Raw genomic sequence first — 24,494 nt, 5'->3', positions numbered from 1 at the left:
GGCGACGCGGCCTGGAGGCCGTGGCTACAAGGCGGCAACGGGGGTGCCCACCAGCAGATGGGTCAGCGCCTGGCGCTCGATGGGGCGGCTCATGAAAAAGCCCTGCACTTCATGGCAGTGGTCATTGCTCAGCGCTTGAAGTTGCTGCTCGGTTTCCACGCCCTCGGCCGTCACGGTCAGGCCCATGGCCTTGCCCAGGTTGATGATGGCCTGCACCACCGCCCGATCGCTGTCGGTGCAGCCCAGCGCGGCGATGAAGCGCTTGTCGATCTTCAGGCTGTCGAAGGGGTAAGTGCGCAGGTAACCCAGCGATGAATAACCCGTGCCGAAGTCGTCCATGTTCAACTTCACGCCTAGCTCCTTGAGCGCCGTCAGGGTGCCCAAGGCATTTTCGATGTCATTCATCATCACGTTCTCGGTCACCTCCAGCTCCAGCCGCTGGGCCGGCAACTGGGTCTGCACCAGCACATCGCGCACGTCGCGCACCACGTCGCCGTGGGTGAACTGCGCCGGTGACAGGTTGACCGAAATCATCACCGACACCGGCCACTGCCGGGCGGCCTCGCACGCCTCGCGCAACACCCAGCGGCCGATGGGCACAATCAGGCCCGTCTGCTCGGCCAGGGGGATGAAGGTGTCCGGCCCCAGTAACCCATGGATCGGGTGCTGCCAGCGGATCAAGGCTTCCACCGAGACAATCTCCATGCCACGCAGGCGGTAGCGGGGCTGGTAGTGCAGCACGAACTCATGATTCTTCACGGCCAGGCGCAGGTCGGTTTCCAGCTGGCGACGATGCTGGATCTGCTCGTGCATCTGCGCGGAAAAGTAGCGCCAGGTATTCTTGCCGTCGGCCTGGGCCTGGTACAGGGCGATGTCGGCGCAACGGATCAGCTCGTCCGGGTCCAGGCCCTGCTGGGCCGATTGCGCGATGCCCAGGCTGGCGCCTACATGCAGGGCCTGGTCCTGGTAGTCGATGGGCTGGTGCAGGTTGTCGATCAGGCGGGCGCAGAACCGGTCGATTTCCAGGTGGCTGTCCATGCCGCACAGCGCCAGCACGAATTCGTCGCTGCCCAACCGCACGACCAAGTCCTTTTCGCGCGTGGAGTCGCGCAGCCGGGCGGCCACTTCCAGCAGCACCGCATCGCCGGCCGGGTGGCCCAGTGAGTCGTTGATGGGCTTGAAGCTGTCCAGGTCCAGCATGATCAGCGTCACGGGCGGCGGCGTGGGTTGCAAGCGCAGTTGTTCGAAGTAGTGGGCCAGCTGGTTACGGTTGGCCAGCCCGGTCAGGGCATCGTGCATGGACAGGTGCTGAATCTGCGCATGGGCGGCCACCTGGTCGGTGATGTCGCTGGCGGTGCCGCGGTAACCCACCACCTGATGATCAAACAGGATAGGCCGGGCCGACACCCGGCAGTAACGCAGCTGGCCGCCGTGATCGCGGTAGGCACAGCGCAGGCTGTTGGCCGATGCGCCGCCCAGGCTGCGCAACCAGGCCTGCAGGGGCATGGTTTCACATTGCAGCAAGTGGTCGATGGTCTGGTTCACCCAGTCCTGGCTGGCATAGCCGGTGACCACGGCAAAGCGGCTGGACAGGTAGTTGAGGCGGTAGTGCTCGTCGGTTTCCCAGATCCAGTCCGATGCCGCCTCGGCCACTGCGCGGAAGCGCTCTTCGCTGGCCTCCAGGGCTTGATTGCTCTGGTGCAGCTTGCCGTAGCCTTCCTCGATCTGGCGCGCGGTACGCAGGGCGTAGCGGAAAAACCAGCCCATCAGCACTGCCAGCACCACGAACGCCGCCGCCAGGGTGGGCAGCACTTGCCACAGCAGTTGGTTGCCCGGCCGCGGGGCTGCCCAGGTCAGGTCGTAGCCAGTGTCGCCCAAGGGCAGGCGCGCCTGGTCGGGCGCGCCGGTAGCATGGCTTTGTATCCCCAGGTTCTGCAAGCCGTAACCGTCGCCCAGGGCCTGCAGTTTAGCGGGGGTAAGGCTGTCGACGAACAGCAGCACCGAGGTGTCGGCAGGGGCGGGCTGCGGGCCGTCGTCGTCGGGCAGTATGGGCGAGGCACTGAGCAGCGCCGGCCAGCCATTGAACAGGGCCACCTGGCTGACGGCAGCACCGCCCGGCATCGCCGCCTGTGCTGCCTGAATCACCGAGCGCAGCGGTGTGGAGATGAAATCGCCGATCTCGGCATTGCTCAATTGGCCCAGGTACAGGCTGTATTTGGTGCTGCGGCTGTCCACCACGAACACCCCTTCATAGCCCATCTGGCTGTACAGCGAAGGGCCCAGGTTATGCTGGGCGTAGGCCCACTGCACATCGACAGGGCCGTTGAGGCGCTGGAAAGCGGTGTTCCACACGCCGTAGCTGCTGGCGCGGCTGGCAGCGTCTGCCTGGCGAGTTTGCAGGGCTTTCTGGGCATAGAAGCGGGTTTGCTGCAGTTGGTCGGCGTTCAAGCCATCGGCGATCTGCACCAGCATGGCCATGGCGGCCACTAACGTGAGGGCAAACAGCCCCGCCAGGACGCCGAGCAGCTTGCGGGTGAATATCAGGTGGCGTGGCGCGGTGGCGGTGCTATCCATACTGGGGCGCATCCTTGGAGACACACGCCCATGGCGGTAGGCCACATAGCATGAAAGCGTCCTGATCTATAGAAGCAGATGGATCCAGAACGTTCCAGCCGGTCGTCCGAATGGATGGTTAATTGAGCAGCAGCAGGTCGGCTGCGCAGATGCTGACCCGGTTGCGGCCTGTGTTCTTGGCCACGTACAAGGCCTTGTCGGCCTCGTCGAGCCAGGCGGCCGGATCGTCCAGTTCCAACCGGCAGGCGGCCAGGCCGATGCTGAGGCTGACCCGCAAGGGTTCGACCTGGTAATGGCGATAGTCGCAGAACACCTGGCGCAGGCGCTCCATCACATCGCTGGCCTGGGCCATGTTGACCCCCGGCAGGATGACGCAGAACTCGTCACCGCCGTAGCGCCCGGCCAGGTCGGTGTCGCGCAGGTTGCGCCGCAGTTGGAAGCTCAAGTGGCGCAGCACCTCGTCACCCACGATATGCCCGAAGGTATCGTTGATGCCTTTGAAGTGATCAATGTCGATCAGCGCCAGCACGGCCTGGCTGTGGTCGCGGCGGCAGCTGCGAAACCGGCTGTTGAGCGCGTCTTTCCAGGCCCCGTGGTTGAGCAGCCCGGTGAGGCTGTCGGTGCGGCTCAGGGTGCTGAGGGTGCGCTTGTGCTCGGACAGTTGGATTGCCAAGCGGTAGCACACCCAGCCCACCGCCAATGGATACAGGGTGAGCATGGGCAGGCAGGCCAGCACCTGCAGGGGCGTGGATTGCGGTGCCCAGCCAAGGCCAAACAGGGTGATGGCGGTCAGCATGCCCAGCAGTTGGGCGCCCAGCCCGCGGATGAACAGGCGCAGGCCGCCACCGGCGACGTTGTTCATGGTGACCATGGACAGCAAGGTGATGGAGGGCAGCGGGTTGAAATGCAGGATAGCGACCCAAAATCCACAGAACAGGGCATCGCACAGCAGGTTGCGACGTTCGGCCTCGAAAGGCTCCGCCGAGCGCAGCGCCAACTGATAGGCGATGTGTGGCCACACCAGGCCGTTCACGGTCAGCAGGGCCAGTAGCCAGGCAGGCGGCGACAGCGGATAGACCCCGGCCAGTACGCTGATCAGGCATAGGGCGGTGCCCAATACCCGCGGGGCGTAGATGCGTTTGGCAAACGACAACCCTTTGCCGGTGCGGTTTTCCATAGATCGAGTTACCCGGCTGAACGCAGCCGCTTCCTTGTACAAGGTTGGCGTATTTGTAGAATTTAGGCGGTTTATCGCATAAATAATGTGAACATTGGCAGTGGCCTTGCAAGCCATTTCAGCGGTAATTCGTTCCGCCGAGGGCTTAAGCACACGGCGTGTAGCATGTAAGAACTTTCCGTAGGAGGCTGTAGGGGGATTCTCTATGGCAAATGGCTACCTGACAGCGGCCGGGGCGACGCGCCCCGACCTTCGGAGTACTGCTGATCATGAGTGAAACGTCACTGAACACCGGGGAACGTTCGGCAACGGACGCCGCCGCGCCCTCGCGCCGCGTCGAAGGCCAGTTCCGCAACCAGAAGATGCTGCCCAAAGACGGCTTCCTGAAGAAACTGCGCATCGGCTTCAAGTACCTGCTGTTGCGCAAGCCGCCCGGCACCCGGCCGCGTCAGGGAATACCTGTACAAACCTTAGACCGGGAGCAGTTGCTTGTATCACCTGATGACAGCTTGTGGCGGCTGGGGCACTCCACACTGCTGATGAAGCTGCGTGGGCGTTTCTTCATCACCGACCCGGTGTTCTCCGAACGCGCCTCGCCCGTGCAGTGGGCGGGCCCGAAGCGTTTTCATCAACCGCCGCTGAGCATCGAGCAATTGCCGCCGATCACGGCCGTGATCCTCTCCCACGACCACTACGACCATCTGGACGAAGACGCCATCCGCCAGTTGGCCGACAAGACCGACTGCTTCCTGACCACCCTGGGGGTCGGTGATCGCCTGATCCAGTGGGGCATTCCCGCAGCCAAGGTCCGGCAACTGGACTGGTGGCAAGAGACCGAGGTGGCCGGCACCCGCTTTGCCGCCACCCCCACCCAGCATTTTTCCGGGCGCAGCCTGTTCGACAGCAACAGCACCTTGTGGGCGTCGTGGGTGATCATGGAGCCCGACCTGCGGATTTTCTTCAGTGGCGATTCGGGGTACTTCGACGGCTTCAGGCAGATCGGCGAGCGCTACGGGCCGTTTGACCTGACGCTGATGGAGACCGGGGCCTACAACGTCAACTGGCCCAGCGTGCACATGCAGCCGGAGGAAAGCCTGCAAGCGCATCTGGATGTGCGTGGGCGGGTGCTGTTGCCGATCCACAACGGCACCTTTGATTTGTCTTCCCACGATTGGGAAGAGCCCTTCCAGCGTATCGTCGCCCTGGCCCAGGCCAAGGGCGTGTCGGTGAGCACGCCGCAGATGGGCGAGCGGGTGAATGTGCGTGGGCCGCAGCAGGGCGCGGCTTGGTGGGAGGAGGCTGCGCAGCCTGCCCCCTCCCCCCGACCCGCGCTGTAGCCGCTGCCGCCAGGCTGCGCTGGCCCAGTGCCTCGCAGCAGATTCCCAGTGTACAAGCGGGCCAGCGCAGCCTGACGGCAGCGGCTACGGGTTGTGGCGGTTGGGTTGATCGGTCTTGGGCGGCGGCGTACCGCTGTCGCTGCGGATCTGCGCATGGCTGATCAGGGCGAAGATGAAACTGCCGCCAATGATGTTGCCCGCCAGGGTAGGCCCGGCAAAGGTCATCAGAAAGTCCTTCCAGCCCAGCTCGCCGGCCCACACCAGGTAGGACACCTCCGCCGAACCCACGACAATATGGGTGAAGTCGCCCAGCGCCATCAGGTAGGTGATCAGGATGATGATCCACATCTTCGCGCTTTCCTGCGAGGGGATCATCCACACCATGGTGGCGATCATCCAGCCCGAGACGATGCCCTTGGCGAACATCTGCGAGGCGTCGTTTTCCATCAGCTTGCGGCCGATGTCGAGGAAGGCAATGTCGGTCTTGCTGTCGAAAATCGGCAAATGCAGCATCACGTAGGACACCAGCAGCGTGCCGGTCAGGTTGCCCGCCAGCACCACGCCCCACAGGCGCAACAGGCGCCCGGCATTGACCAGGGTAGGGTGGGTCATCAGCGGCAGCACGGCCGTGAGGGTGTTTTCGGTGAACAACTGCTGACGCGCCAGAATCACCGCCAGGAAGCCCGCCGAGTAGCCCAGGCTTGCGATCACCTTGCTGGCTTCGGCGTCCGGCAATCGGGAATTGAACAGCCCCATGGCCATCAGCGACAGGCCCATGGTCAGCCCCGCCGCAAGCGCCGACCACCACAGGGCAGCCACGTTGCGTTCCAGCTCATGATCGCCCTGGGCGCGGATGATTTCGTGTAGCACAGCAGCGCGGGGCGGCTGGTTTTTCTGTACTTCCTGCTCTTCGTCGGGCGACAGGCCCGGGGTCTTGCCCTGCTGATTGTCCATGGGGCTCCTGAGCGACTTCACGGGGACGGCAAATGCCTATAGCAATGACCCTGCCGGCCCCGGTTTAGTTGCGTCAGCCCGCGCCCTGTGTGGCCTTCAGGCCAAACAGCTGGTGCAGCGCCCGGGCATAGTCGGCGCTGCCCAGGGTCATGCTGTTGAGGTGCGTGGCGCCGGGCACCAGCAGCAATTGCTTGGGCCCACGGGCGGCTTCGTAAAGCGCCTGGCTGAAGCGCGACGGCACGTAGCGGTCGTCCAGGCCATGCACGATCAGCACCGGCATGCCGATGGCGCCGATCTTGTCGATGGAGTCGTATTTCTCCGACATGATCCAGCGCACCGGCAGCGAGGTGTGGATCACGGCTGCCGCCGCATCGCCCAGGTCGGTGAAGGTGGATTCGATGATCAGCCCAGCGGCCTGCGGGGCGTCGCTCTCGGTGATGTGCCGTGCCAGATCGACGGCAATCGCGCCGCCCAGCGAGTGGCCGTAGATGAAGCGCTTGTCGGCGTTGGGCTGCAACTGCACTAGGCGCTGCCAGGCCACCTGCGAGTCTTCATACACGCTGGCCTCGGAGGGCAGCCCGCCGGGGCTGTCGCCGAAACCACGGTAATCAATGGCCAGCACCGAGAAGCCCAGGTTGCGCAGTTCGGTGATGCGCCGCACCTGGGCGGTGAGGTTCCAGCGCGTGCCGTGCAGGTACAGCGCCGTGGGCGCGTTTTTCTGCGCTGCCGGCCACCACCAGGCGTGCAGGTGCTGGGCGTTGTCCACGGGGATGTTCATCTGCTGCACGCCGGCGGGGATGCCGTTGAACCAGCTGGCCGTGCCTGGCTGGATGCTGTACAGCAGTTCGCGTTCCTTCACGCCCAGGCGCGAGGCACCGACGGTCAGGGCAAGCACAAGCAGCATCAGCACGCTGAGGGCGCGCCAGCGGCGGCGGATCAATGAGGGCATGGCGCCTCCTGGTGTGGGGCGGCAGGAAAGTGACAAGTGTACTCACTGGGGGCATTTCCCGGTAATGTCGAAGTTTTTCCAGTCATTGCGAGGCTGTCCCATGTTGTATGACGCGCGTGGCAATCGCTACGTGGTGAGTTCCCCCGAGCACCTGCGTGGCCTGGGTATCGCCATTCCCGATAACGCGGCCCAGGCCGCCCGCGAGCGTGGTCAGTGGGCGGCGGCTGCGGTAGCAGCGCTGTGTGACTGGCCCGCGGGCGCACGGCCCAGCGATGCCAAGGCGCACCGCAGCGATGGCCTGCTGGTGGGGCCGTTCCAGGCCCAGGCGCCGTTCGACCTGTTGATCGTCAATACCGACGGTACCCTGGCCGAGCGCAGCGGCAATGGCCTGACCATCTTTTCCCAGGCGTTGCACGACCAGGCGCAGATCGCGCCGGGGCAGGGCTTTACGCTAAACGTGCACCATGACAAAAGCGATGCGCTGTCGCCAGTACCGGTCAGCGTCGAGCCGGCCCTGGTCGAGGGTGTGCAAGGCTTCTGGCTGGACCTGGGAAGGCCGGCGTTCGGCAGCGAGGCGGTGGGTGCACAGGGCGTGCAGCCTCAAGCGTTCAATGCGCGTCCCGTTTATCACGTGCCCGGGCTTGCGGCCATTGATGATCAGTGGTCGCGCAGCGTGTTCGTGCGAATCGGCAACCCGCACTGCGTGACGTGGCTCGACAGCCCTCAGGCGTTGCCGAGCATGGCGCAACTGCGGGCACCGCAACTTGAGGCCGCCCTGACGCTGATCGCCTTCGCGCAAGACGGTGGCCAGGGGCTTGGCCTGCCGTGCCCGGCGGGTATCAACCTGCAATGGGCCGCTTGGCTTGCGCCGCAGCAACTGGCGGCGCGGGTGTTCGAGCGTGGCGAGGGCGCCACCGAGTCCTCGGGCACCAGCGCCACGGCGGTAGCCTGCGCAGCCTGGCGAGTGGGGCTGGTCGAGGCCGGGCAGGTCAGCGTGCAGATGCCGGGCGGCACCGCGCCGCTGAAGCTGGTAGCCGAGCACGGCGAACTGGTTGCCGTGCAACTGTTCGGTACCGCCAGCCTTCAGCCATAATGGGCGCATCGTCTTGTAAGGATTTTCTCCATGACCCATGGATGGCTGCGCCCCTGTCTGATGTCCCTGAGCCTGTTGGCCAGCGCTGTGCAGGCTGATGTCTATACCGGCACCCTGGGGGCGATGCCGATTGTCGTCGATCTGGACATGACCAATCCGGAGCAGATCAGCGGGCGGTATTTCTACGAGAAATACCACCGCGACCTGGCCCTGTCCGGCACCCTGGCCGACGGTCAGCTGACCTTGAACGAAGGCCTGGATGACAACAGCGACACCCCGCGCCCGCAGTTGCAGCTAAAGCGCCGCAGCGGCGACGGCTGGGAAGGCCAATGGCAGAAGCCCGATGGCAAGCCGCTGAAAGTGCAGCTCAAGCCGGCGCAGGTGCCCGATACCCCGGCCGGTAGCGACCCGTTCTGGGTGAGGTTGCACGACAACGCCCCCTACGACTACCTGCGCCTGCTGCAGTTGCCGCTGGTCAACGGCAAGCACGACACCTTCATGGGTTACCCCTTGCAGTGGCGCGGCGAGCCGAATTCGAAGATCCAGCTGTTCGAAGTGCAGTCCGGCTACCCGGAACCGCAACTGAGCCAGGTCAACCAGGCATTGCGTGCGCGGCTGTTCAGCGAAGTGGTGAGCTACCACGAGTGCATGCTGGGCAGCACCCGCTTCGGCGAAGGTGAGTACGACCAGACCGTGACGCCGACCTTTCTGTCGCCGGCGGTGCTCAGCGTCAGCGTGTACACCAGCTATTACTGCGGCGGCGCGCACCCGGATTTCGGCGATGCGCCGATCAATTTCGATGTGGTCCATGGCAAGCCGTTGTCGCTGGAGGACGTGCTGTGGGTGGGCCAGGGGCCGGCGTTCCATTACGACGATCGTGAAGGCGCGCAGCAGTCGGAAGAGGCTGACGTGGACTTCGACAAATTCTCGGACTACCGGCAGAAGTTTCTGGCGCCGTGGCTGGTGCAGCAGTTCACCCAGCTGTACCCCAACGAGATGAAAAAACCTGCGGATGAAAACGACTGTGACTACACGGATCCGGAGGTGTGGAATTACCCGACGTGGCACTTTACCGACAAGGGCATTGCCTTTGGGCCGAGCTTTGCGCGGGTGGCGCGGATGTGTGAGGGGACCGAGTGGTCGGTGTTGCCGTATAGCGTGATTGCGCAGCATCCGGGTGGGGTGAAGTTGGCGTTGCCGACGAATTGAACCTGGGACCGCGGCGCCTGTATCGCGGCCAAGGCCGGCTCCTACGCCAATCTGCGTAGGAGCCGGCCTTGGCCGCGATGGGCGCGCGCAAGGCTTAAAGCGAAAACCGCCCCAGCATCCCATCCAGCTCCACCGCCAGACGCCCCAGCTCCTGGCTGGCCGTGCTGGTCTGCGCCGCACCGCTGGCCGTCTGCATCGACAAGTCACGAATCCGCACCAGGTTACGGTCCACTTCCCGCGCCACCTGGGCCTGCTGTTCCGCCGCCGTGGCAATCACCTGGTTGCGCTCATCAATCCCCGCCACCGACTTGGAAATACTGACCAAGGCATCCTTGGCCACCTGCGCCCGTTCACGCGTGCGCCCGGCCTGGGCGGCGCTTTCGGCCAGGGCCTGCACGGTCTGCCCGGTGCCTGCGTGGATGCCCGCCATCATCTGTTCAATTTCACGGGTTGAGGCGCCCGTGCGATGGGCCAGCCCGCGCACCTCATCGGCCACCACCGCAAAGCCGCGGCCTGCCTCGCCCGCCCGCGCCGCCTCAATGGCCGCGTTGAGGGCCAGCAGGTTGGTCTGGTCGGCCACGTTGCGGATCACCTCCAGCACCTTGCTGATACCCAGGGTTTCGGTGGCCAGGGCCTGGGCGCGCAGGCTGGCCTGCTCCACCTGGTCGGCCAGGGCGCCGATGTCGGCCATGGTTTCATCCAGTTGCTGTTGGCCTTCGCGCACGGCGCTGCTGGAGCTGCGGGACTCGGTGGAGGTTTCCACCGCATTGCCGGCCACCTCTTCCACCGCCTGGCTCATCTGCGTGACGGCAGTGGCGGCCTGTTCGATCTCGCTGTATTGCTGCTGCAGGCCTTGGGCGCTGTCCTGCATGATCGCGCCCATTTCCTGGGTGGCCGAGTTCAGTCGTCCTACCGCGCCGCCGATCTGGTGGATCACCGCGTGAAGCTGGTCTCGCATATGCCCGAGCATCTGCAGCAACTGCGCCACCTCGTCCTGGCCGTGGGCGACCACGGGTTGGCTGAGGTCACCGGCCGCCACGGTCTTGGCCACGTCCAGCGCCTGGCGCAGCGGGCGAGTGATGCTCACGCTCAGGCGCCAGGCTTGCAGCAGCATCAGTATCAGCGCCACGCCGACGGCGATCGGCAGCACCCACTGCACTTTCGCCGAGGTGCTGGCCGTGTTCTCCAGCGCCTGGGCACTGGTCTGCTTGTTGAGTTCGCGCAGCAGTTGCACCTGCATGTCCATCAGCGAGCCCTGGTTGGCCAGGTCGTTGTTGGACAGGTTGGCGGCTTCGCTCAGTTGCTTGTGCTCCACCAGGTCAATGGCCTGCTTGAACAGGCTGACAAACTGTTGGGAAGCGTCCTGCAGCAACTTGATCGAATCGCGTTCGGTGCCCTCGGGCACCTTGGCCAGGTATTGGCTGAAGTACTGATCCACCTCGCCGCTGAGCTGTTGCAGGTTGATCTTGCGGTTCACCAGCTCGGCCGGATCGTTCGCGTACACCAGCAACAGCGCCGCCTCGGTGCGCATCTTGGCCAGGTCTATGGCGATGGCATCGGCCTGGGCAATGCTGGACAGCGGCCCTTGCTCGATCAGCTCACCCTGATGGCGAATGTGCTGCACCGCCGCCAGGCAAAGCCCGCCAATGGCCGCCAGCAGCACGGCGCACAGGCCGAAACTGGCCAGCAGGCGTTTGCCGATACTCATGCGGCGTAACAGGGGAGGGCGGTGGGAAGGCTTGCGACGCAGGGTAAAACGAAGGTTCACGGCGGCTGACTCGTATGAAAACTACATCAAAAGGTGTACCTGCGTTCCATGATGGCTTTATGACACTTTGTTGATTCCGTGAAATAAATTTTCGCCAGCCAGCAAGGCTGGCGCATTGGGCCGTCATAATGGCGGCCTACACCATGCCCAACGGACTACGCTGGGCGGTAAATCGACTTACACTGTTATTCATCTCCCCACGGCCCTATTCAATGAACACTCCAAGCGCTGCACCCCTGACCGACGCCCAATGGGACTTCCTCGAGTCGATGCTTGAGCAACACAAATCCGAAACCAGCGTGTGGAACACCTCGGAGCTGGACGGCTACCTCACCGCCCTGGTGTCCGGCCCTACGGTGATCCCGTTCGAGGAGTGGTTCGAGGCCCTGTGGGGCGGCATGGAATTTTTGCCCAAGTGGGAAAGCGACCAGCAGAGCGACCGCTTCATCGCTCTGGTGGTGCAGCACATGAATGAAATCGCCGGCAAGCTGATCGAAAACCCTGAAGAGTTCTCGCCCATCTTCATGGAAGACGAGCACGAAGACGGCCACTTCACCCTCAGCGTCGAAGACTGGTGCTTCGGCTACGAGCGCGGTGTGGTAATGGGCGACGGCTGGCCCGGCCTGCCGGAAGAAGAACAGGAACTTCTGGCCGGCATCCTGGTGCACACCTACGACGACGAAGACGAAGAAGAAGCCATCGACGTCGAAGAAGCCGCCGACATGGTTTGCGTAGGTGCCCTGAACCTGCACGCCTACTGGCTGGCCAAGCGCGCGCCCAGCGAGCCGGTGCGGGTGGGTGACAAGGTGGGGCGTAACGACCCTTGCCCGTGTGGGAGTGGGAAGAAGTTCAAGCAGTGCTGTTTGCACTGAGGTCAGCAACCGTCTTGAAATGGCGTTGTCTGCATCGCGACTAAAGTCGGCTCCTACATCGTGCGTGGTAGGAGCCGGCCTCGGCCGCGATGCAGACAACGCAGTCCTGTAGCAGCTGCCGAAGGCTGCGTCACAGGCGACGCGGTTATTCAGCAACTACGCGGCGTCCGTGACGCGACCTGGCGGCCGCTGCTACGGGTTGCCTGAGACTGTTGGTGCAGCGCGGCTATTTGCCGCTGACGATGTTCTTCACCAGCGCCTCATGCCCCTTCTTGTCATCAGCCCGCGAAATCACCTGCACGATCGACATGCTGGTCCCCGACCCCGCCAGGAACGTGGTGGACAGGGTAGGGCCGCCGCCCTGGGTGGCGGTGCTGTCGATTTCACGCACGCCCAGCCCCTTGATGGTGAATTCCTTCTCGCCGGTTTGCTTGAAATCGGGCAGGCCGGCGCTTTGCTGTTTGACGAAGTCCTTCATCGCACCGTCGAGGAAGTCGGCGTCATAGTCGCTTACGTTTGCCTGCTGCGGCGTGGGGCCTTCGCTGGCCATCACCACGCGCTTTTCCTTCTCGCTCTGATACAGCGTGCCTTTGGCCCCGCTGGTGCCATCCTGCTCGTCACCGGCGTCCATGGCGCTGGCCACGTAACCGGCGGGCAGGGTGAAGCTGAATTTGCCCTTGAGCAGCGACACCTTGGGGCCCGCCGTCGGCTTCTTCGCCGGTGCTGCGTGCTTGCTGGGGTGGGCATGGGTTTGCGCCATGGCCGGTGCGGCCAGCGCCAAGGCCGCGGCGATCAGCGCGGCGTGGGAAAGGGTGCGCAACAACATCGAATACTCCTGGCCAGCCGCGCCTGAAGGGGCCGGGCGCGGCGCGAGGCGGCAAGGGTGCTGCAAGTGCCGGCGGGGCGCAAGTGCGCGCCATCAGTTATCCGGGCAGAGGTTTTCCTTGGCGCAGTCGGCGGCCTTGCGCACGGCGGCGCACCAGTCGTTGTCGTTCTGTTGGCCGGTTGGCATGGCGGCGCATTGGGCCCGGGCTTCCTGCACCTTGATCGGGTCCAGTTGGCGGTTGGCAGTCAGCAAGGTGCGGTAATCGACTTTCGGGGCGTTGGGGTCGGGCGAGCAGGCGCAAAGCGTAAAAAGGGCAGAGCAGAGGGCAAGTGATGCCATTGTTTTTTTCACGAGACAGCTCCCTGAGTCAGCGTTTCAGGTACTGAGTGTAGCCCCCTGAAACGCGCAGTTGTCACATTTGCGCACGCCCATGTTGACAGCCTCGCGTAAATCCGTAGAATGCCGCCCCACAGCAGGCACGTAGCTCAGTTGGTTAGAGCACCACCTTGACATGGTGGGGGTCGTTGGTTCGAGTCCAATCGCGCCTACCAAACAAAATCCGCTCTGCTGGGCGGTGAGAAAAGGGCGATCCGAAAGGGTCGCCCTTTTTTGTTGCCTCACGTTTTACCCTGATACCCTTGAATGTGCCCACTCGCCCTACAGGACACCCGCCATGGCCTACACCATCAGCAACGATCCGCTGACCGCCGAACAGTTTCACTTCATCCAGGACCAGCTGGACGCGTTCGCCATCGAGTCCAGCGTGCGCACGGTGTCGGAAATGGACGGCTTCTTCACGGCCGTGGTGTCCTACAAGGACGCTATCCCGTTCGACGCCTGGTACCTGTCGTTCTGGGGCGGCGGTGACCTGCCCAAGTGGAAAAGCGAGCAGGCCTACCAGACCTTCTTCGATTCGCTGATTCAGCACATGAACCAGATTTCGCTGATGCTGATCGACCATCCCGAAGACTATCACCCCATCTTCAACCAGGCCGAAGACGGAGAAGGCCTGGATTGCCTGGACTGGTGCGTGGGTTACCTGCGTGGCGCTACCACGCTGGTCAGCGGCTGGAGCGCGATGCCCGAGGCACCGACTGCGGCGCTGAACTTTATCTTCAGCCAATTGGATGCCGACAAGGCCTCGGCCAAGCAGCCGACTGACCTGGCGGATGCCCTGACCAATGCTGCCCGTGAACTGCACACCTATTGGGCCGAGCAGCGTACGGATGATGAGCCGGACGACTCGCGCACCGTGCGCATCGAGCAGAAGGTAGGGCGCAATGACCCGTGCCTGTGTGGCAGCGGCAAAAAATTCAAGCAGTGCTGCGGCCGCTGATCTCTTGCGCACCCTGTAGCCGCTGCCGCCAGGCTGCGCTGGCCCCTGAGTACACCCTGGAAATGTCCTGCGCATGAAAGGGCCAGCACGGATGCGCTCCGACAGGACGTTGGAAGGCCACAAAAGAACCCGCTTCGGCGGGTTTTTTATTGCTCGCGACTTATGCAAACGCCCCCCGTAGCCGCTGCCGTCAGGCTGCGCTGGCCGTCCCATACGCAGGTAAATCAACGGGTGTACTCAGGGGCCAGCGCAGCCTGGCGGCAGCGGCTACAAGCGTTGTTACGCCGTCCTATAGCCAAAGGCTTACACGACTACACAGCAATCTCCTCTTTCCTACACCCTGCTCAATCGATATTCTGGATCCAACAACTGAAGCCAAGGAGGCGCTTCAGGGCCACGGATGGTTGGCCATTGAAAGGATGCAGCCCGACACGGATGTTGGAATGGCCAGGACACTAAACCCGCTTCGGCGGGTTTTTTGTTGCCTGGCATTCGGCCAGGGGCGCGTCCAGGTTGTAGAACTCCTGCAGCTTGGCCTGCAACAGGCGCTTGTCCGGCAACTGCGTCTGGTATTCAGCAATCAGTGCGGGCGACAGCGAACGGTTCAGCGCGTATTCCACCACTTCATCATCGCTGCTGGCGCACAGCAGCACGCCGATGGCCGGGTTCTCGTGGGGCTTGCGCACGTCGCGGTCCAGGGCCTCCAGGTAGAACTCGAGCTTGCCCAGATATTCAGGCTCGAAGCGGCCCACCTTGAGTTCAACCGCGACCAGGCAGTTGAGGCCACGGTGGAAGAACAGCAGGTCGAGGCTGAAATCGCGGTGGCCTACCTGCAAGGGGTATTGCGAGCCAACGAAGCAGAAGTCGCGGCCCAGTTCGGCCAGGAAGTCCTTCAGGCGGTTGATCAGGCCGGTGTGCAGCTCGGCCTCACTGTGTTGCCGGGGCAGGCCGAGGAATTCCACTACGTAGGCGTCGCGGAATACGTCCAGGGCGGCGGGGTGGGTGGTGGCGATCGTGGGGGTGGTTTTGGTGGGTTCCAGTACGGTGCGTTCGAACAGGGCGGCTTTGAATTGGCGTTCGAGTTCGCGTTTGGACCACTGTTCCTTGATCGACATCCGCAGGTAAAACTCGCGCTCTTCAGGCCTTTTGCTTTGGCCGAGGATGATCAGGTTGTGGGTCCATGGCAATTGTCGCACCAGCGGTGCGACTAATTCGTCCTGATGGTAGGTTTTGTAAAACTGACGCATGCGGAACAGGCTGGCACGGGTGAAACCTCGCAGGCCCGGGTGATGCTTGGCCAGATAAGCTGCCAGGTCAGCGACTACACCTTCCCCCCATTCAGCGCTTTCCAATTTTTTGCAGATATAAGCACCTACTTGCCAATACAGCTCAATCAACTGCGTATTCACCGCCTGCGCCGCACGCAACCGTGCCCCCGTGATCAACTGCGCCACTTCGGTGAAACTGGTATGCAGGGCTGGGTCGTTGGACGTTTTGCTCATGGTCGATCGCTGCTCGATGTCTGGAAAGACCAGCGACGATAGGGGCACGCAGGGGGCGAGTCGACAGGCCCTCCAGCCATTAAATAGGCAGGCAAAAGGCCAGGTTGGCCAACACATCCATCAGCGAAAGCGCTCTAGCCCAGGGATCTTGCCCACACGGTAGAAAAATCACGCACTGCTGTCAGATTTGTCCTTCAGCCGTATCAGAAATGGAAACGCCCCAACTCGGCTCCGTCCTGCGCCGTCTTCAGAGCCGTGTTACACCACCCATAGCGAAAGGCTTACACGCAGTGCCCACGATCTCCTCTGTTGCCACCCCGGCCACAGGCTTAATCTAGCTACACAGGTGAAGCGCAGGAAGTGCTTCAGTCACGGAAGACAGGCCAGCACGGACGCGCTCTGACAGGATGTTGGAAGGCCATCAAAGAACCCGCTTCGGCGGGTTTTTTATTGCCTGCTGTTGCGCTATACCTCAATTCCCAATGTGGGGCCGGGCGAAGCTCGGGAAAAGACCACCGCGGTGGCCCCTTCCCGAGCTTCGCCCGGTCCCACATCATGATCGCAATTAGTTGATACGGCCCGGTGGGGTAGCGGGCACCTGCTGCCACGGCACATTGCACGTGCGCACATTCGGGTAATACGCCTGCGAAGTGCGGCAGTAATACCAATCCGAGCTGGCCTGCGCCGGCGGTGGCGGCACGGCCGAGGTTTGCACAGGGGCTGCCTGGTACACGGGTGCGGGCTGATATTGATACACCGGCGCCGGTGCGTAATACGTGGTCGCCGGGTAATAGTAGGTAGTCGCCGGGTAGTAGTAGCTACGCGGGTAATAGTACGAGTTGGACACCACCGCAGCGGTATACCCCAACCCCAGCCCTAATCCCAGGCCCCACCAGCCGGCGCCACCACCCCAGCCACCGCCACGCCCATGCCAACCACCACCACCCCCACCATGCCAGCCACCAGCAAAGGCCGGGGCCGACAGCGCGGTTGCGGCGGCCAGTACGCCAACGAGCACACTGCGTTTGATCCGATTGATGTTCATGATGCCTGCCAGATGAAAAGTCCTACGGCGGTTGTTCGCGTGGGCGGTTGAGCATCGTTCCCGCGAGGGGAATGGACGTCTCGCATCCAGGGAATCCGGTCGCCGTGGTGGCCGGAAAACACCCCTGCATCCCACTTGATAATAGACCAAGTCCGATGCGCCAAACCGTGCGGGCGCCCAGTGGCAATGGCGCCCCGGCCCCCGTCACGCCTGCGAGGGCATGACTTAACAGTAATCCTTTTCACCTGTCTGCAACATGAATGCGTGTACCGCTGGGCATACGCCTACGGGCGTGGTTTATGCATCGGACCTGCGGTTGCCAGGGCATTTGGGAAACTTCATACAAGCAAACCGGAAACGGCCGGTATTTTCACTTTGGCGGGTGGTTTTTCATCTCATGGCAATTCAAATGAGTGATCAAAAGGACCGTCCATGTCGCCCGATACCCCCGCGCTCCCCATCCAGACCCGCACCGTGCTTTGCCTGCTGCTGGCCGTGGCAGCCCTCAGCTTCATCAGTGGCCTGAGCCTGTCCCACGGCCTGCTGCCCGAGGCCAGTTGGCCGTCTTATGCGGACATGGTTGGCAACCTTGACCAACCGGGCGCCTGGCTGCGCTGGGTGATCGGCGACCTCAGCGAATTTGTCTTCTACAAACACGAGTTCGCCGCCCTCGGCCTGATGGCCGGCGCAGGCCTGGCCTGGTGGGCCAACGTCACCGGCAAACGCTGGCAGGGCTTCGCCATTGCCTACGGCACAGGCCTGTGGCCCTGGCTGGTAACCAGTTCAGTCATTAGCCTGGTCCTGAGCAACCTGCTGTGGGGCTGGACCCTGGACGCCGACACCTGGCAGCCCACGTTCGTCGCTTTCGTCTCGCTGCCTGCGGCTCTGGTGCTGATGTACGGCCCCGGCTGGAAAGTGGCCCTCAACGGCGCCGTGTTCGGGGCGCTGCTGGTCACCCCCGCCAGCCTGTTGCTGGTCAATTTCGTCTGCCTGCGGTGGAACATTCCTGCCGTGGTAGGCGCCGTTTCCGGCATGGCCTTGGCCACCCTCGTAGCCTGCCTGCTGTGCAAATGGTTCCCGGCCCTGATGGCCAGCAGCACCGAGCCACTGACGCCGCAACCGCCCGCCGCGCCGCTGCATCACGGACTGATCTGGGGCGTTCGCCGCGTATTGGCGGACTTTTCCGAAGCGCCGTTCTTCGGCAACGAACTGGCCAGCCTCGGCCTGCTCGGCGGCGTGCTGCTGGCCTGGTGGCTCAACCCTGACAGCCCCGTGTACGGCACCGGCCTGCTGCTGCCGATCATTATCGGCCAGGCCCTGAGCTCGGCGATCGGCATCTACCTGTGGCGCGGGCACTGGATGACCAAGGGTTGGTACCCCACCTACATCCCCATCGTCTCGGTCGTACCCGCCGCAGTGCTCACCCATGGTGGCAGCCCGCTGGTGGTGGCCTTGAGCGCAGTGCTGGGCGCCCTGGTCGCCGCGCCACTGGCCGACGGCCTGGCGCAAAAACTGCCCACCTGGCTGCCGCCCTTCGTGGCCAACGTCATCGCCATGGCCATCAGCACACTGTTGATCGTGCCCTTCATCGGCCTGCTGATCGTGGCCAGCGCCTGCACGCAGGGCTATTGGTAAGCCATCAAGGCTTTCCCTCTACCTCGCCCGGTTCACGGGGCCTATGGTCGCGAAGGCAAACCCGCCGCCCTTACAAGGACCGTAACCATGAGAGAGTACATTGTGCTGCGCCGCGAGGCGCCCCGTTCCACCTACGGCTTCGCCAGCCTGGCCAGCCACGAAGAAGCCGACCCTACCCTGAGCGTGGAGCGTATCCCCGCCCACGCCCTGGCCGAACTCACCGCCGAACCGGAAGTAGCGCTGGTGGCGCCGAAAATGCCCACCCGCCTGATCCAGCCCAAAGCCGTCAGGGCCAAAACCCTGGCCCCCTGCTGGGGCATCGAAGCCGTGGGCGCCCTGGCTAGCCGCTACACCGGCGACGGCGTCAGCGTCGCCGTACTGGACACCGGCATCGACGCCAGCCACCCCGCCTTCAGCGGCATGGACCTGATCGAAAAAGACTTCAGCGGCTCCGGCAACGGCGACGTCGAAGGCCACGGCACCCACTGCGCCGGCACCCTCTTTGGCAGCGGCCCTGGCCAGCGCATCGGCGTGGCGCCGGGCGTCAACCGCGCACTGATCGGCAAAGTGCTGGCCAACGACGGCACCGGCAGCTCGGAAATGGTCTTCGACGGGCTGCTGTGGGCCCTGGACCAACGCGCCGACATCATCTCGCTGTCCCTGGGATTCGACTTCCCCGGCATGGTCAAAACCCTCAGCGGCCAAGGATGGCCAGTGCCATTGGCCACCTCCAACACCTTGGAAACCTACCGCGGCAACCTGCGCATGTTCGACGCCATCATGGCTATCATCAAAGCCCGCAGTGCCTTCGGCACCAGCCCCCTGGTCATCGCCGCCGCGGGCAACGAAAGCCGCCGCAAGACCAGCCCCGAATACCGCATCGCCGCCTCGCTGCCGGCTGCGGCCGACGATGTGCTGTCCGTGGCTGCTGTGGGGCGTGATGGGCAGCAACTGCGGGTGGCTGACTTCTCCAACACCTTCGCTACTTTGGCCGCGCCTGGCGTGGGCATCACTTCGGCTGCGCCAGGGGGCGGGTTCAGGACCCTGAGCGGCACCAGCATGGCGTGCCCGCATGTGGCGGGGGTAGCGGCGTTGTGGTGGGAGGCGATTGCGGCCAGCGGCAGGAAGGCCAACTCGCGGAATGTGCGGGCGCAGTTGATTGCGCAGGCTAAGCGGGATGGGATTGTGGATATGGATGAGGTGGATTTGGGGCAGGGGATGGTGGTGGCGCCGGTGTAGGGGGATGGGGGGCTGCGCTGGTTGTGGCCCAACGTGGGAGCCGGCAAGCCAGCTCCCACTCGCTCGAAACAGCGCCACCTTATTTTTGTCTGAGGCTAAAGCAACTCCAGCGTTCCCGATGAATCCGCCAGCCGATACCCCATCGCCTTGTATCCCGCTTTACGCTTCTCCCACATCCTGAGCAAAGCAACATTTCCTTCGTCTACGAAATCTATAACTTGCACATCGGACTTATCGGTGTGGGTACGGTGCAGTCGACCGGCGTATTGCTGAAGCATGCCTTTCCAGGAAATGGGCATCGCTAATACCAGTGTGTCCAACGGTGGGTGGTCAAAACCTTCGCCGATGAGCGTACCTGTAGCCACCAGCACCCTGGGCGCTTGCGCTTCAAGCGACTCCAACTCGCTGAGCAGGGAAATGCGCTGCTTTTTAGGGATGCGCCCGTGGAGAGTAAAAAGGTTCGTCACATGCTCCCTTAGCACTGCGTCCAGCGCCTCCACATGCTCGGTACGCTGGCTCAGTACCAGCACTTTTCTGCCTTGGTTGTAGGATTGAATCACTTCCGATGCGATGATCGAAGTGCGCGCAGAGTCTTGCGCCAATTGTTTGAAAATATCCTGAATGCCTGCGCCTTCCGCGACCGAGATAGTCGCTGAAAGTAACCGCGGCATCACGGACAGATCGTGCGGCGCACTCATGGGGCGGGTGGCTGTATGGCGGATAGGGCCGCATTGCATGAAGATGATCGGTTGTTGGCCGTCGCGCCGGATTGGCGTGGCGGTAAGCCCCAACACATAGCGTGCCGGAGCGCTCCTCAACAGCGCCTCGAAGGATACCGCTGAAAGGTGATGGCATTCGTCGACGATGATCTGACCGTAGTTCTTCACCAGGTCGCTGATCTCGCCCTTGCGTGACAATGACTGCACCACCGCGATATCGATTTTTCCGGTGATCTTCGATTTGCCGCCACCGACTGTACCGACAACCTCTTTGCCAACGCCAAGAAACGCCTGCAACCGTTCTTGCCATTGCCGCAGCAGTTCGGTGCGATGGACAAGAATAAGGGTATTCACCCGACGTCTGGCGATCAGCGCGGCAGCCGTGACGGTTTTTCCGAAAGCGGTGGGCGCACACAGCACACCAGTGTCATGAGGCAGCATTGCGCCGATCGCAGCATCTTGATCGGGCCGCATCGTCCCCAGGAAATTTACATCCAGTGGTATGCCAGCGAAGCGTTCATCCTGCAGCACCGGGGTGATTCGGTGTTCTTGCAATAGTGCGAGCGCTGCATCCCAGCAACCCCGTGGCAACGCAATGTGCAAAGGGAAGTTCTGAGCACAGCCGATGACTCGTGGTTTGTTCCACACAGACATGCGCATCGCCTGTGCTTTATAAAATTCAGGGTTCTGAAAAGCCGCGAGCCTGATTAACTGGTTGGCAAGAGGTTGCGGCAGTTGAGTCTTTTCAAAGTAAATCAAATTGGCCATCGTGACAGTAAGCGTCGCCGGCATTAAGCAGTTGTGCGTCTGGGCTTTCTCCCTGGTGTCCTTCCAAGGTTGCGCACTCTCGTCCTCATCGACATACGCCACCGCTACAGGGTCTCGGTTGCCGATGGCTTGTGTAATCGCCGGTTGGATTTGCTCCGCCGTCATTCGCTGGATCGATGCCAGAAAAGCCCATTGGTCTGGATAGGGCTGTAACAAGGCGTCTACGAAGACACTGTGATCATTTGCCCTCGCGCGTTTTTGCAGAGGCAAGGCTATGAGATTTCCGAAACCGCCCTTAGGCATAAAGTCCTGGTTTGGAAAGAGCCGATCGTATGAGCTGAGCGAAAGCTGACGAGTGCGTTCGCAGGCATGGCTGATGATTGCCGCACCCAGCCGGCGGGCATCGCTGGCCGGGACTTTGCCCTCAAAGAAGATCCAAGCATGCGCGCCATTGCCCGACCGCGAGATCTCAAGCGCTACCGGGATGTCGAGAGCCTCGCAAGACTGCACGAACGCGACAGCATCAGCGCGCCATTCGGCTTCATCAAAGTCGGCGGCCAGAAAGCAGCAGGTATCATCCCCCAGTAGCGGATATACGCCGACAACCTCCGTTCCCGCAAGATGGCGGTAGATGACTTCGTCCGTGACAGGCAGTAACTGGCGCCGACTGCAATCACCACATTTGATTCGTGGCTTTTCGCAGATTCCGGGCCGCCACTCATTCGCGCAGGCAGGGGTATATCCTGACTTGCCGGTCTTGCCCTCCCAGCGCAACGGGTAAACATCGGTACGGCCTTTGAACAAGCTGCGGAACAACGCAAGCTTGCCATCTGTGTCGAGCGCCTGGGTTGAGGGAACGTGTACCACGGGTATCAGTCGGGGCTCGACTGGCACCTGCCAGTCGATGCCGTGAGTTTCAAGCAGCGCAATCAGTCTGGCGTTTTCTGCTTGTAGTTTTGCCACCAGTGGAGTGTCTTTCACCTGACTTGACCTGAATATGAAAAACGTTCAGCAATTTGGCCCAGCAGCCAATCTTGTTTCGAATGCATCAAACGTTTTGCGTTCTAGCAAAACCCATCGACAACCTACCGTTACGCTGCGAGGAACGCCAACGTCCCTGCTGTTTTGCGCGATGCTGAGGTTGGTCCATTCAAATTTTACTCGAGATATCCCCGGCTGATGAGTTGATAGCAATGAGCGGCCTAGCCCATTCAACCACTACCGAGGCTCGGAAAATTCCGACGTTTTAGTCAGTCATTTCCGATCATTAGAAAGGCGCATCTGAGAAGTGATGGATCAGTGCTCCTAACCAATATTTCGGAACAGTCCCACCAAACCTACGGAAAACACCGACTTGTGCGTCCCAACGAATGCCCTCTCAATACCCAGAGCCACCCATTCGAATGACAAAAACAAGGAAAGCGCCCATGTCCAACCCCGTAAGCCCCGTCCGAATCGCCGTCATCCAATGCGACCCCCAAGTCGGCCTCAACAACTGCGAAACCAACCTCTGCCGCACCCTGACCCTAGCCCAAAAAGCCACCGAAGCCGGCGCCACCCTCATCGTCCTCCCCGAACTCGTCACCACCGGCTACACCTTCGCCACCCGCGCCGAAGCCTTCGCCCACGGCGAAAACCTGGAAACCGGCCCCACCATCACCGCCTTGCGCGCCTTCGCCCGCGAACACGAGATCTACCTGGCCGCCGGCCTGGCCGAACTCGACGGGCCCCACCTCTACGACACCGCCGTACTGCTAGGCCCCACCGGCCTCATCGGCAAATACCGCAAAGCCCACCTCTGGCACCAGGAAAAACTCTGGTTCACCCCCGGCAACCTCGGTTTCCCGGTATTCGACACCCCTATCGGCCGCATCGGTCTGCTGATCTGCTGGGACATCTGGTTCCCCGAAGCGCCGCGCCTGCTCGCCCAGCAAGGCGCCGACATTATCTGTAGCCTCAACAACTGGGTATGGACGCCGCCACCGTTGTTCGACGCCAGCGGCAAATGCATGGCCAGCTACCTCACCATGACCGCCGCCCACGTCAACAACGTCTTCATCGCCGCCGCCAACCGCATCGGCGTCGACCGCGGCGAACGCTTCCTGGGCTGCTCACTGATCGCCGGCACCAACGGCTGGCCCATCGGCGACGTCGCCCCGCCTGACGAAGAAGCCATCCTCTACGCCGACGTCGACCTGGTGTCCGCCCGCAGCGCCCCCATTTGGAACACCCTCAACGACCTGCACCGCGACCGCCGCTGCGACCTGTACGATGGCATGCTCGGCTACCGGCACCATCCCGCCGCCCCACGTTAAGGAGAACAGCGCCCATGACCCAAGCCCCCTCCCTGCCACGCCTGGCCATTGGCGCCCTGGGCGGCACGCTCAGCATGAAAGCCAGCCAACCCGACGCCGGCGTCACGCCAGCCGTGGATGCCCAAGCCATGCTGCAGGCCGTGCCGCCCCTCGCCGACTTGGCCCAAGTGCATGCGCAAACGCTGCACCTCATCCCCAGCGCCTCGCTCACCTTCACCCAACTGCTCGACGTACTGCACTGGGCCGACGCCCAGGTGCGGGCGGGCGCGCAGGGCGTGGTCATCACCCAGGGCACCGACACCCTTGAAGAAAGCGCGTGGTTCCTCGACCTGCTGTGGCCGCACGATACGCCGCTGATTGTCACCGGGGCGATGCGGCCGGCTTCCCATGTGAGTGCAGACGGGCCGGGGAACCTGCTCAACGCCGCCATTACCGCGCTGGACCCGGCCAGTCGCGGGCGTGGGGTGCTGGTGGTGATGAACGAGGATGTGCATGGGGCGCGGCATGTGCGGAAAACCCATGCGTTGGCGATTCATGCGTTTACGTCGCCGGGGTATGGGGCGGTGGGTTCGGTGGTTGAGGGGCGGGTGCGTTATGGTCAGCCGCCGCAGGTGCGACAGGCGTTGCCGGTGCCTATGCGCACGGATCATAAGGTGGCGTTGCTGGAGGCGACGTTGGACGGGGATACGTTGCTCCTCGATCAGATTGTGGGGTTGGGGTATGCGGGGTTGGTGGTGAATGGGTTTGGGGCGGGGCATGTGTCGCAGGATTGGGCGGTGCGTTTGGGGGAGATTGCCGAGGTGATGCCGGTGGTGGTGGCTACGCGGACGGGGGAGGGAGCTACGGCTCGGGGGAGTTATGGGTTTGTGGGTGGGGAGATTGACCTGCAGGCGCGGGGTGTTTGGATGGCGGGGGAGTTGGATGCGCGGAAGGTTCGCATCCTTATGTGGCTGTTAATCGGCAGCGGCATGCAGGCCAGCCTGCAGAATCATCTGTAACCGCAACCGGCTTGTGTGGGAGTGGGCTGCGGTTAGGCGGTCACTGTCTGTTGGCCATTTCGCGGGCAGAGCCCGCTCCCACATCGCAGATTTCGAAAGTCTTGGAGCTGCGGCAAGCGTCCAAACCGGGTCGGGGATGGCACGCAGATCTTGTGGGACCGGGCGAAGCTCGGGAATA

At 62.8% G+C, this 24,494-nt stretch carries 19 protein-coding genes and 1 tRNA gene; 10 read left to right on the top strand and 10 right to left on the bottom strand.

The features are described 5' to 3' along the window. Positions 1–24: 24 nt before the first annotated feature. Positions 25–2,574, bottom strand: a complete 2,550-nt coding sequence (locus ACZ9GA_RS22305; protein ID WP_457360716.1) for a bifunctional diguanylate cyclase/phosphodiesterase — start codon at positions 2,572–2,574, stop codon at positions 25–27. A 118-nt stretch (positions 2,575–2,692) separates the two neighbouring features. Next, on the bottom strand, positions 2,693–3,751 hold the full coding sequence (locus tag ACZ9GA_RS22300; RefSeq protein WP_457360717.1) for a diguanylate cyclase: 1,059 nt from the start codon (positions 3,749–3,751) through the stop codon (positions 2,693–2,695). Between the two features lie 269 nt (positions 3,752–4,020). On the opposite strand from ACZ9GA_RS22300, the gene ACZ9GA_RS22295 reads away from it, so the two are divergent. Then, entirely contained in the window at positions 4,021–5,088 is a 1,068-nt protein-coding gene (locus ACZ9GA_RS22295) for an MBL fold metallo-hydrolase (RefSeq protein ID WP_457360718.1), read from the top strand. A gap of 84 nt (positions 5,089–5,172) precedes the next feature. Here ACZ9GA_RS22295 and ACZ9GA_RS22290 read toward each other — a convergent pair whose 3' ends face one another. Beyond that, positions 5,173–6,042, bottom strand: coding sequence for a formate/nitrite transporter family protein (locus ACZ9GA_RS22290; RefSeq protein ID WP_457360719.1), 870 nt, complete (start codon positions 6,040–6,042; stop codon positions 5,173–5,175). 73 nt (positions 6,043–6,115) lie between these two features. Continuing rightward, positions 6,116–6,991: an alpha/beta hydrolase gene (locus ACZ9GA_RS22285; RefSeq protein WP_457360720.1), complete on the bottom strand. Its 876-nt coding sequence runs from the start codon at positions 6,989–6,991 to the stop codon at positions 6,116–6,118. Positions 6,992–7,091: 100 nt separating this feature from the next. Between ACZ9GA_RS22285 and ACZ9GA_RS22280 the strand changes: the two genes are divergently transcribed. Next, complete coding sequence (locus tag ACZ9GA_RS22280; protein ID WP_457360721.1) at positions 7,092–8,084, top strand: diaminopimelate epimerase; 993 nt, start codon at positions 7,092–7,094, stop codon at positions 8,082–8,084. A gap of 30 nt (positions 8,085–8,114) precedes the next feature. Beyond that, positions 8,115–9,293, top strand: coding sequence for a hypothetical protein (locus tag ACZ9GA_RS22275; protein ID WP_457360722.1), 1,179 nt, complete (start codon positions 8,115–8,117; stop codon positions 9,291–9,293). 94 nt (positions 9,294–9,387) lie between these two features. On the opposite strand, the gene ACZ9GA_RS22270 is transcribed toward ACZ9GA_RS22275, so the two are convergent. Further along, positions 9,388–11,001, bottom strand: coding sequence for a methyl-accepting chemotaxis protein (locus ACZ9GA_RS22270; protein ID WP_457363672.1), 1,614 nt, complete (start codon positions 10,999–11,001; stop codon positions 9,388–9,390). Between the two features lie 188 nt (positions 11,002–11,189). Here ACZ9GA_RS22270 and ACZ9GA_RS22265 point away from each other — a divergent pair, with 188 nt between their 5' ends. After that, complete coding sequence (locus ACZ9GA_RS22265) at positions 11,190–11,933, top strand: UPF0149 family protein (protein ID WP_476226820.1); 744 nt, start codon at positions 11,190–11,192, stop codon at positions 11,931–11,933. A gap of 226 nt (positions 11,934–12,159) precedes the next feature. On the opposite strand, the gene ACZ9GA_RS22260 is transcribed toward ACZ9GA_RS22265, so the two are convergent. Both ACZ9GA_RS22260 and ACZ9GA_RS22255 read right to left on the bottom strand, forming a co-directional pair. After that, positions 12,160–12,759 carry a DcrB/PsbP domain-containing protein gene (locus tag ACZ9GA_RS22260; protein ID WP_457360724.1) on the bottom strand — a complete coding sequence of 200 codons (600 nt, stop codon included), beginning with the start codon at positions 12,757–12,759 and terminating at the stop codon, positions 12,160–12,162. A 93-nt stretch (positions 12,760–12,852) separates the two neighbouring features. Beyond that, on the bottom strand, positions 12,853–13,098 hold the full coding sequence (locus ACZ9GA_RS22255) for a hypothetical protein (protein ID WP_457360725.1): 246 nt from the start codon (positions 13,096–13,098) through the stop codon (positions 12,853–12,855). A gap of 135 nt (positions 13,099–13,233) precedes the next feature. Here ACZ9GA_RS22255 and ACZ9GA_RS22250 point away from each other — a divergent pair. Together ACZ9GA_RS22250 and ACZ9GA_RS22245 are read left to right on the top strand one after the other, a co-directional pair. Continuing rightward, a tRNA-Val gene (locus ACZ9GA_RS22250) sits at positions 13,234–13,310 on the top strand. Continuing rightward, the gene (locus tag ACZ9GA_RS22245) at positions 13,271–14,095 is read left to right on the top strand and encodes a UPF0149 family protein (protein ID WP_476227660.1); all 825 of its coding nucleotides are present in this window, start codon (positions 13,271–13,273) and stop codon (positions 14,093–14,095) included. The genes ACZ9GA_RS22250 and ACZ9GA_RS22245 overlap by 40 nt, the downstream gene beginning before the upstream one ends. Before the next feature lie 455 nt (positions 14,096–14,550). On the opposite strand, the gene ACZ9GA_RS22240 is transcribed toward ACZ9GA_RS22245, so the two are convergent. Together ACZ9GA_RS22240 and ACZ9GA_RS22235 are read right to left on the bottom strand one after the other, a co-directional pair. Beyond that, positions 14,551–15,597, bottom strand: a complete 1,047-nt coding sequence (locus tag ACZ9GA_RS22240; protein WP_457360727.1) for a PDDEXK nuclease domain-containing protein — start codon at positions 15,595–15,597, stop codon at positions 14,551–14,553. A 565-nt stretch (positions 15,598–16,162) separates the two neighbouring features. After that, positions 16,163–16,642, bottom strand: coding sequence for a hypothetical protein (locus tag ACZ9GA_RS22235; RefSeq protein ID WP_457360728.1), 480 nt, complete (start codon positions 16,640–16,642; stop codon positions 16,163–16,165). A gap of 432 nt (positions 16,643–17,074) precedes the next feature. Between ACZ9GA_RS22235 and ACZ9GA_RS22230 the strand changes: the two genes are divergently transcribed. Together ACZ9GA_RS22230 and ACZ9GA_RS22225 are read left to right on the top strand one after the other, a co-directional pair. Then, on the top strand, positions 17,075–18,277 hold the full coding sequence (locus ACZ9GA_RS22230; RefSeq protein ID WP_457360729.1) for a hypothetical protein: 1,203 nt from the start codon (positions 17,075–17,077) through the stop codon (positions 18,275–18,277). Between the two features lie 87 nt (positions 18,278–18,364). Then, positions 18,365–19,516: a S8 family peptidase gene (locus ACZ9GA_RS22225; RefSeq protein ID WP_457360730.1), complete on the top strand. Its 1,152-nt coding sequence runs from the start codon at positions 18,365–18,367 to the stop codon at positions 19,514–19,516. 95 nt (positions 19,517–19,611) lie between these two features. On the opposite strand, the gene ACZ9GA_RS22220 is transcribed toward ACZ9GA_RS22225, so the two are convergent. Next, positions 19,612–21,984 (bottom strand): TOTE conflict system archaeo-eukaryotic primase domain-containing protein, encoded by a 2,373-nt coding sequence (locus tag ACZ9GA_RS22220; protein ID WP_457360731.1) that lies wholly within the window; start codon positions 21,982–21,984, stop codon positions 19,612–19,614. Between the two features lie 446 nt (positions 21,985–22,430). Between ACZ9GA_RS22220 and ACZ9GA_RS22215 the strand changes: the two genes are divergently transcribed. Both ACZ9GA_RS22215 and ACZ9GA_RS22210 read left to right on the top strand, forming a co-directional pair. Further along, entirely contained in the window at positions 22,431–23,318 is an 888-nt protein-coding gene (locus ACZ9GA_RS22215) for a nitrilase family protein (RefSeq protein ID WP_457360732.1), read from the top strand. Positions 23,319–23,332: 14 nt separating this feature from the next. After that, positions 23,333–24,316, top strand: a complete 984-nt coding sequence (locus ACZ9GA_RS22210) for an asparaginase (RefSeq protein ID WP_457360733.1) — start codon at positions 23,333–23,335, stop codon at positions 24,314–24,316. Positions 24,317–24,494 lie beyond the last annotated feature (178 nt).

This window comes from Pseudomonas sp. TE3644 (assembly GCF_056278815.1).
The sequence above is the reverse complement of the archived record's forward strand: the minus strand, read 5'-3'. Positions and strand labels throughout refer to the sequence as shown.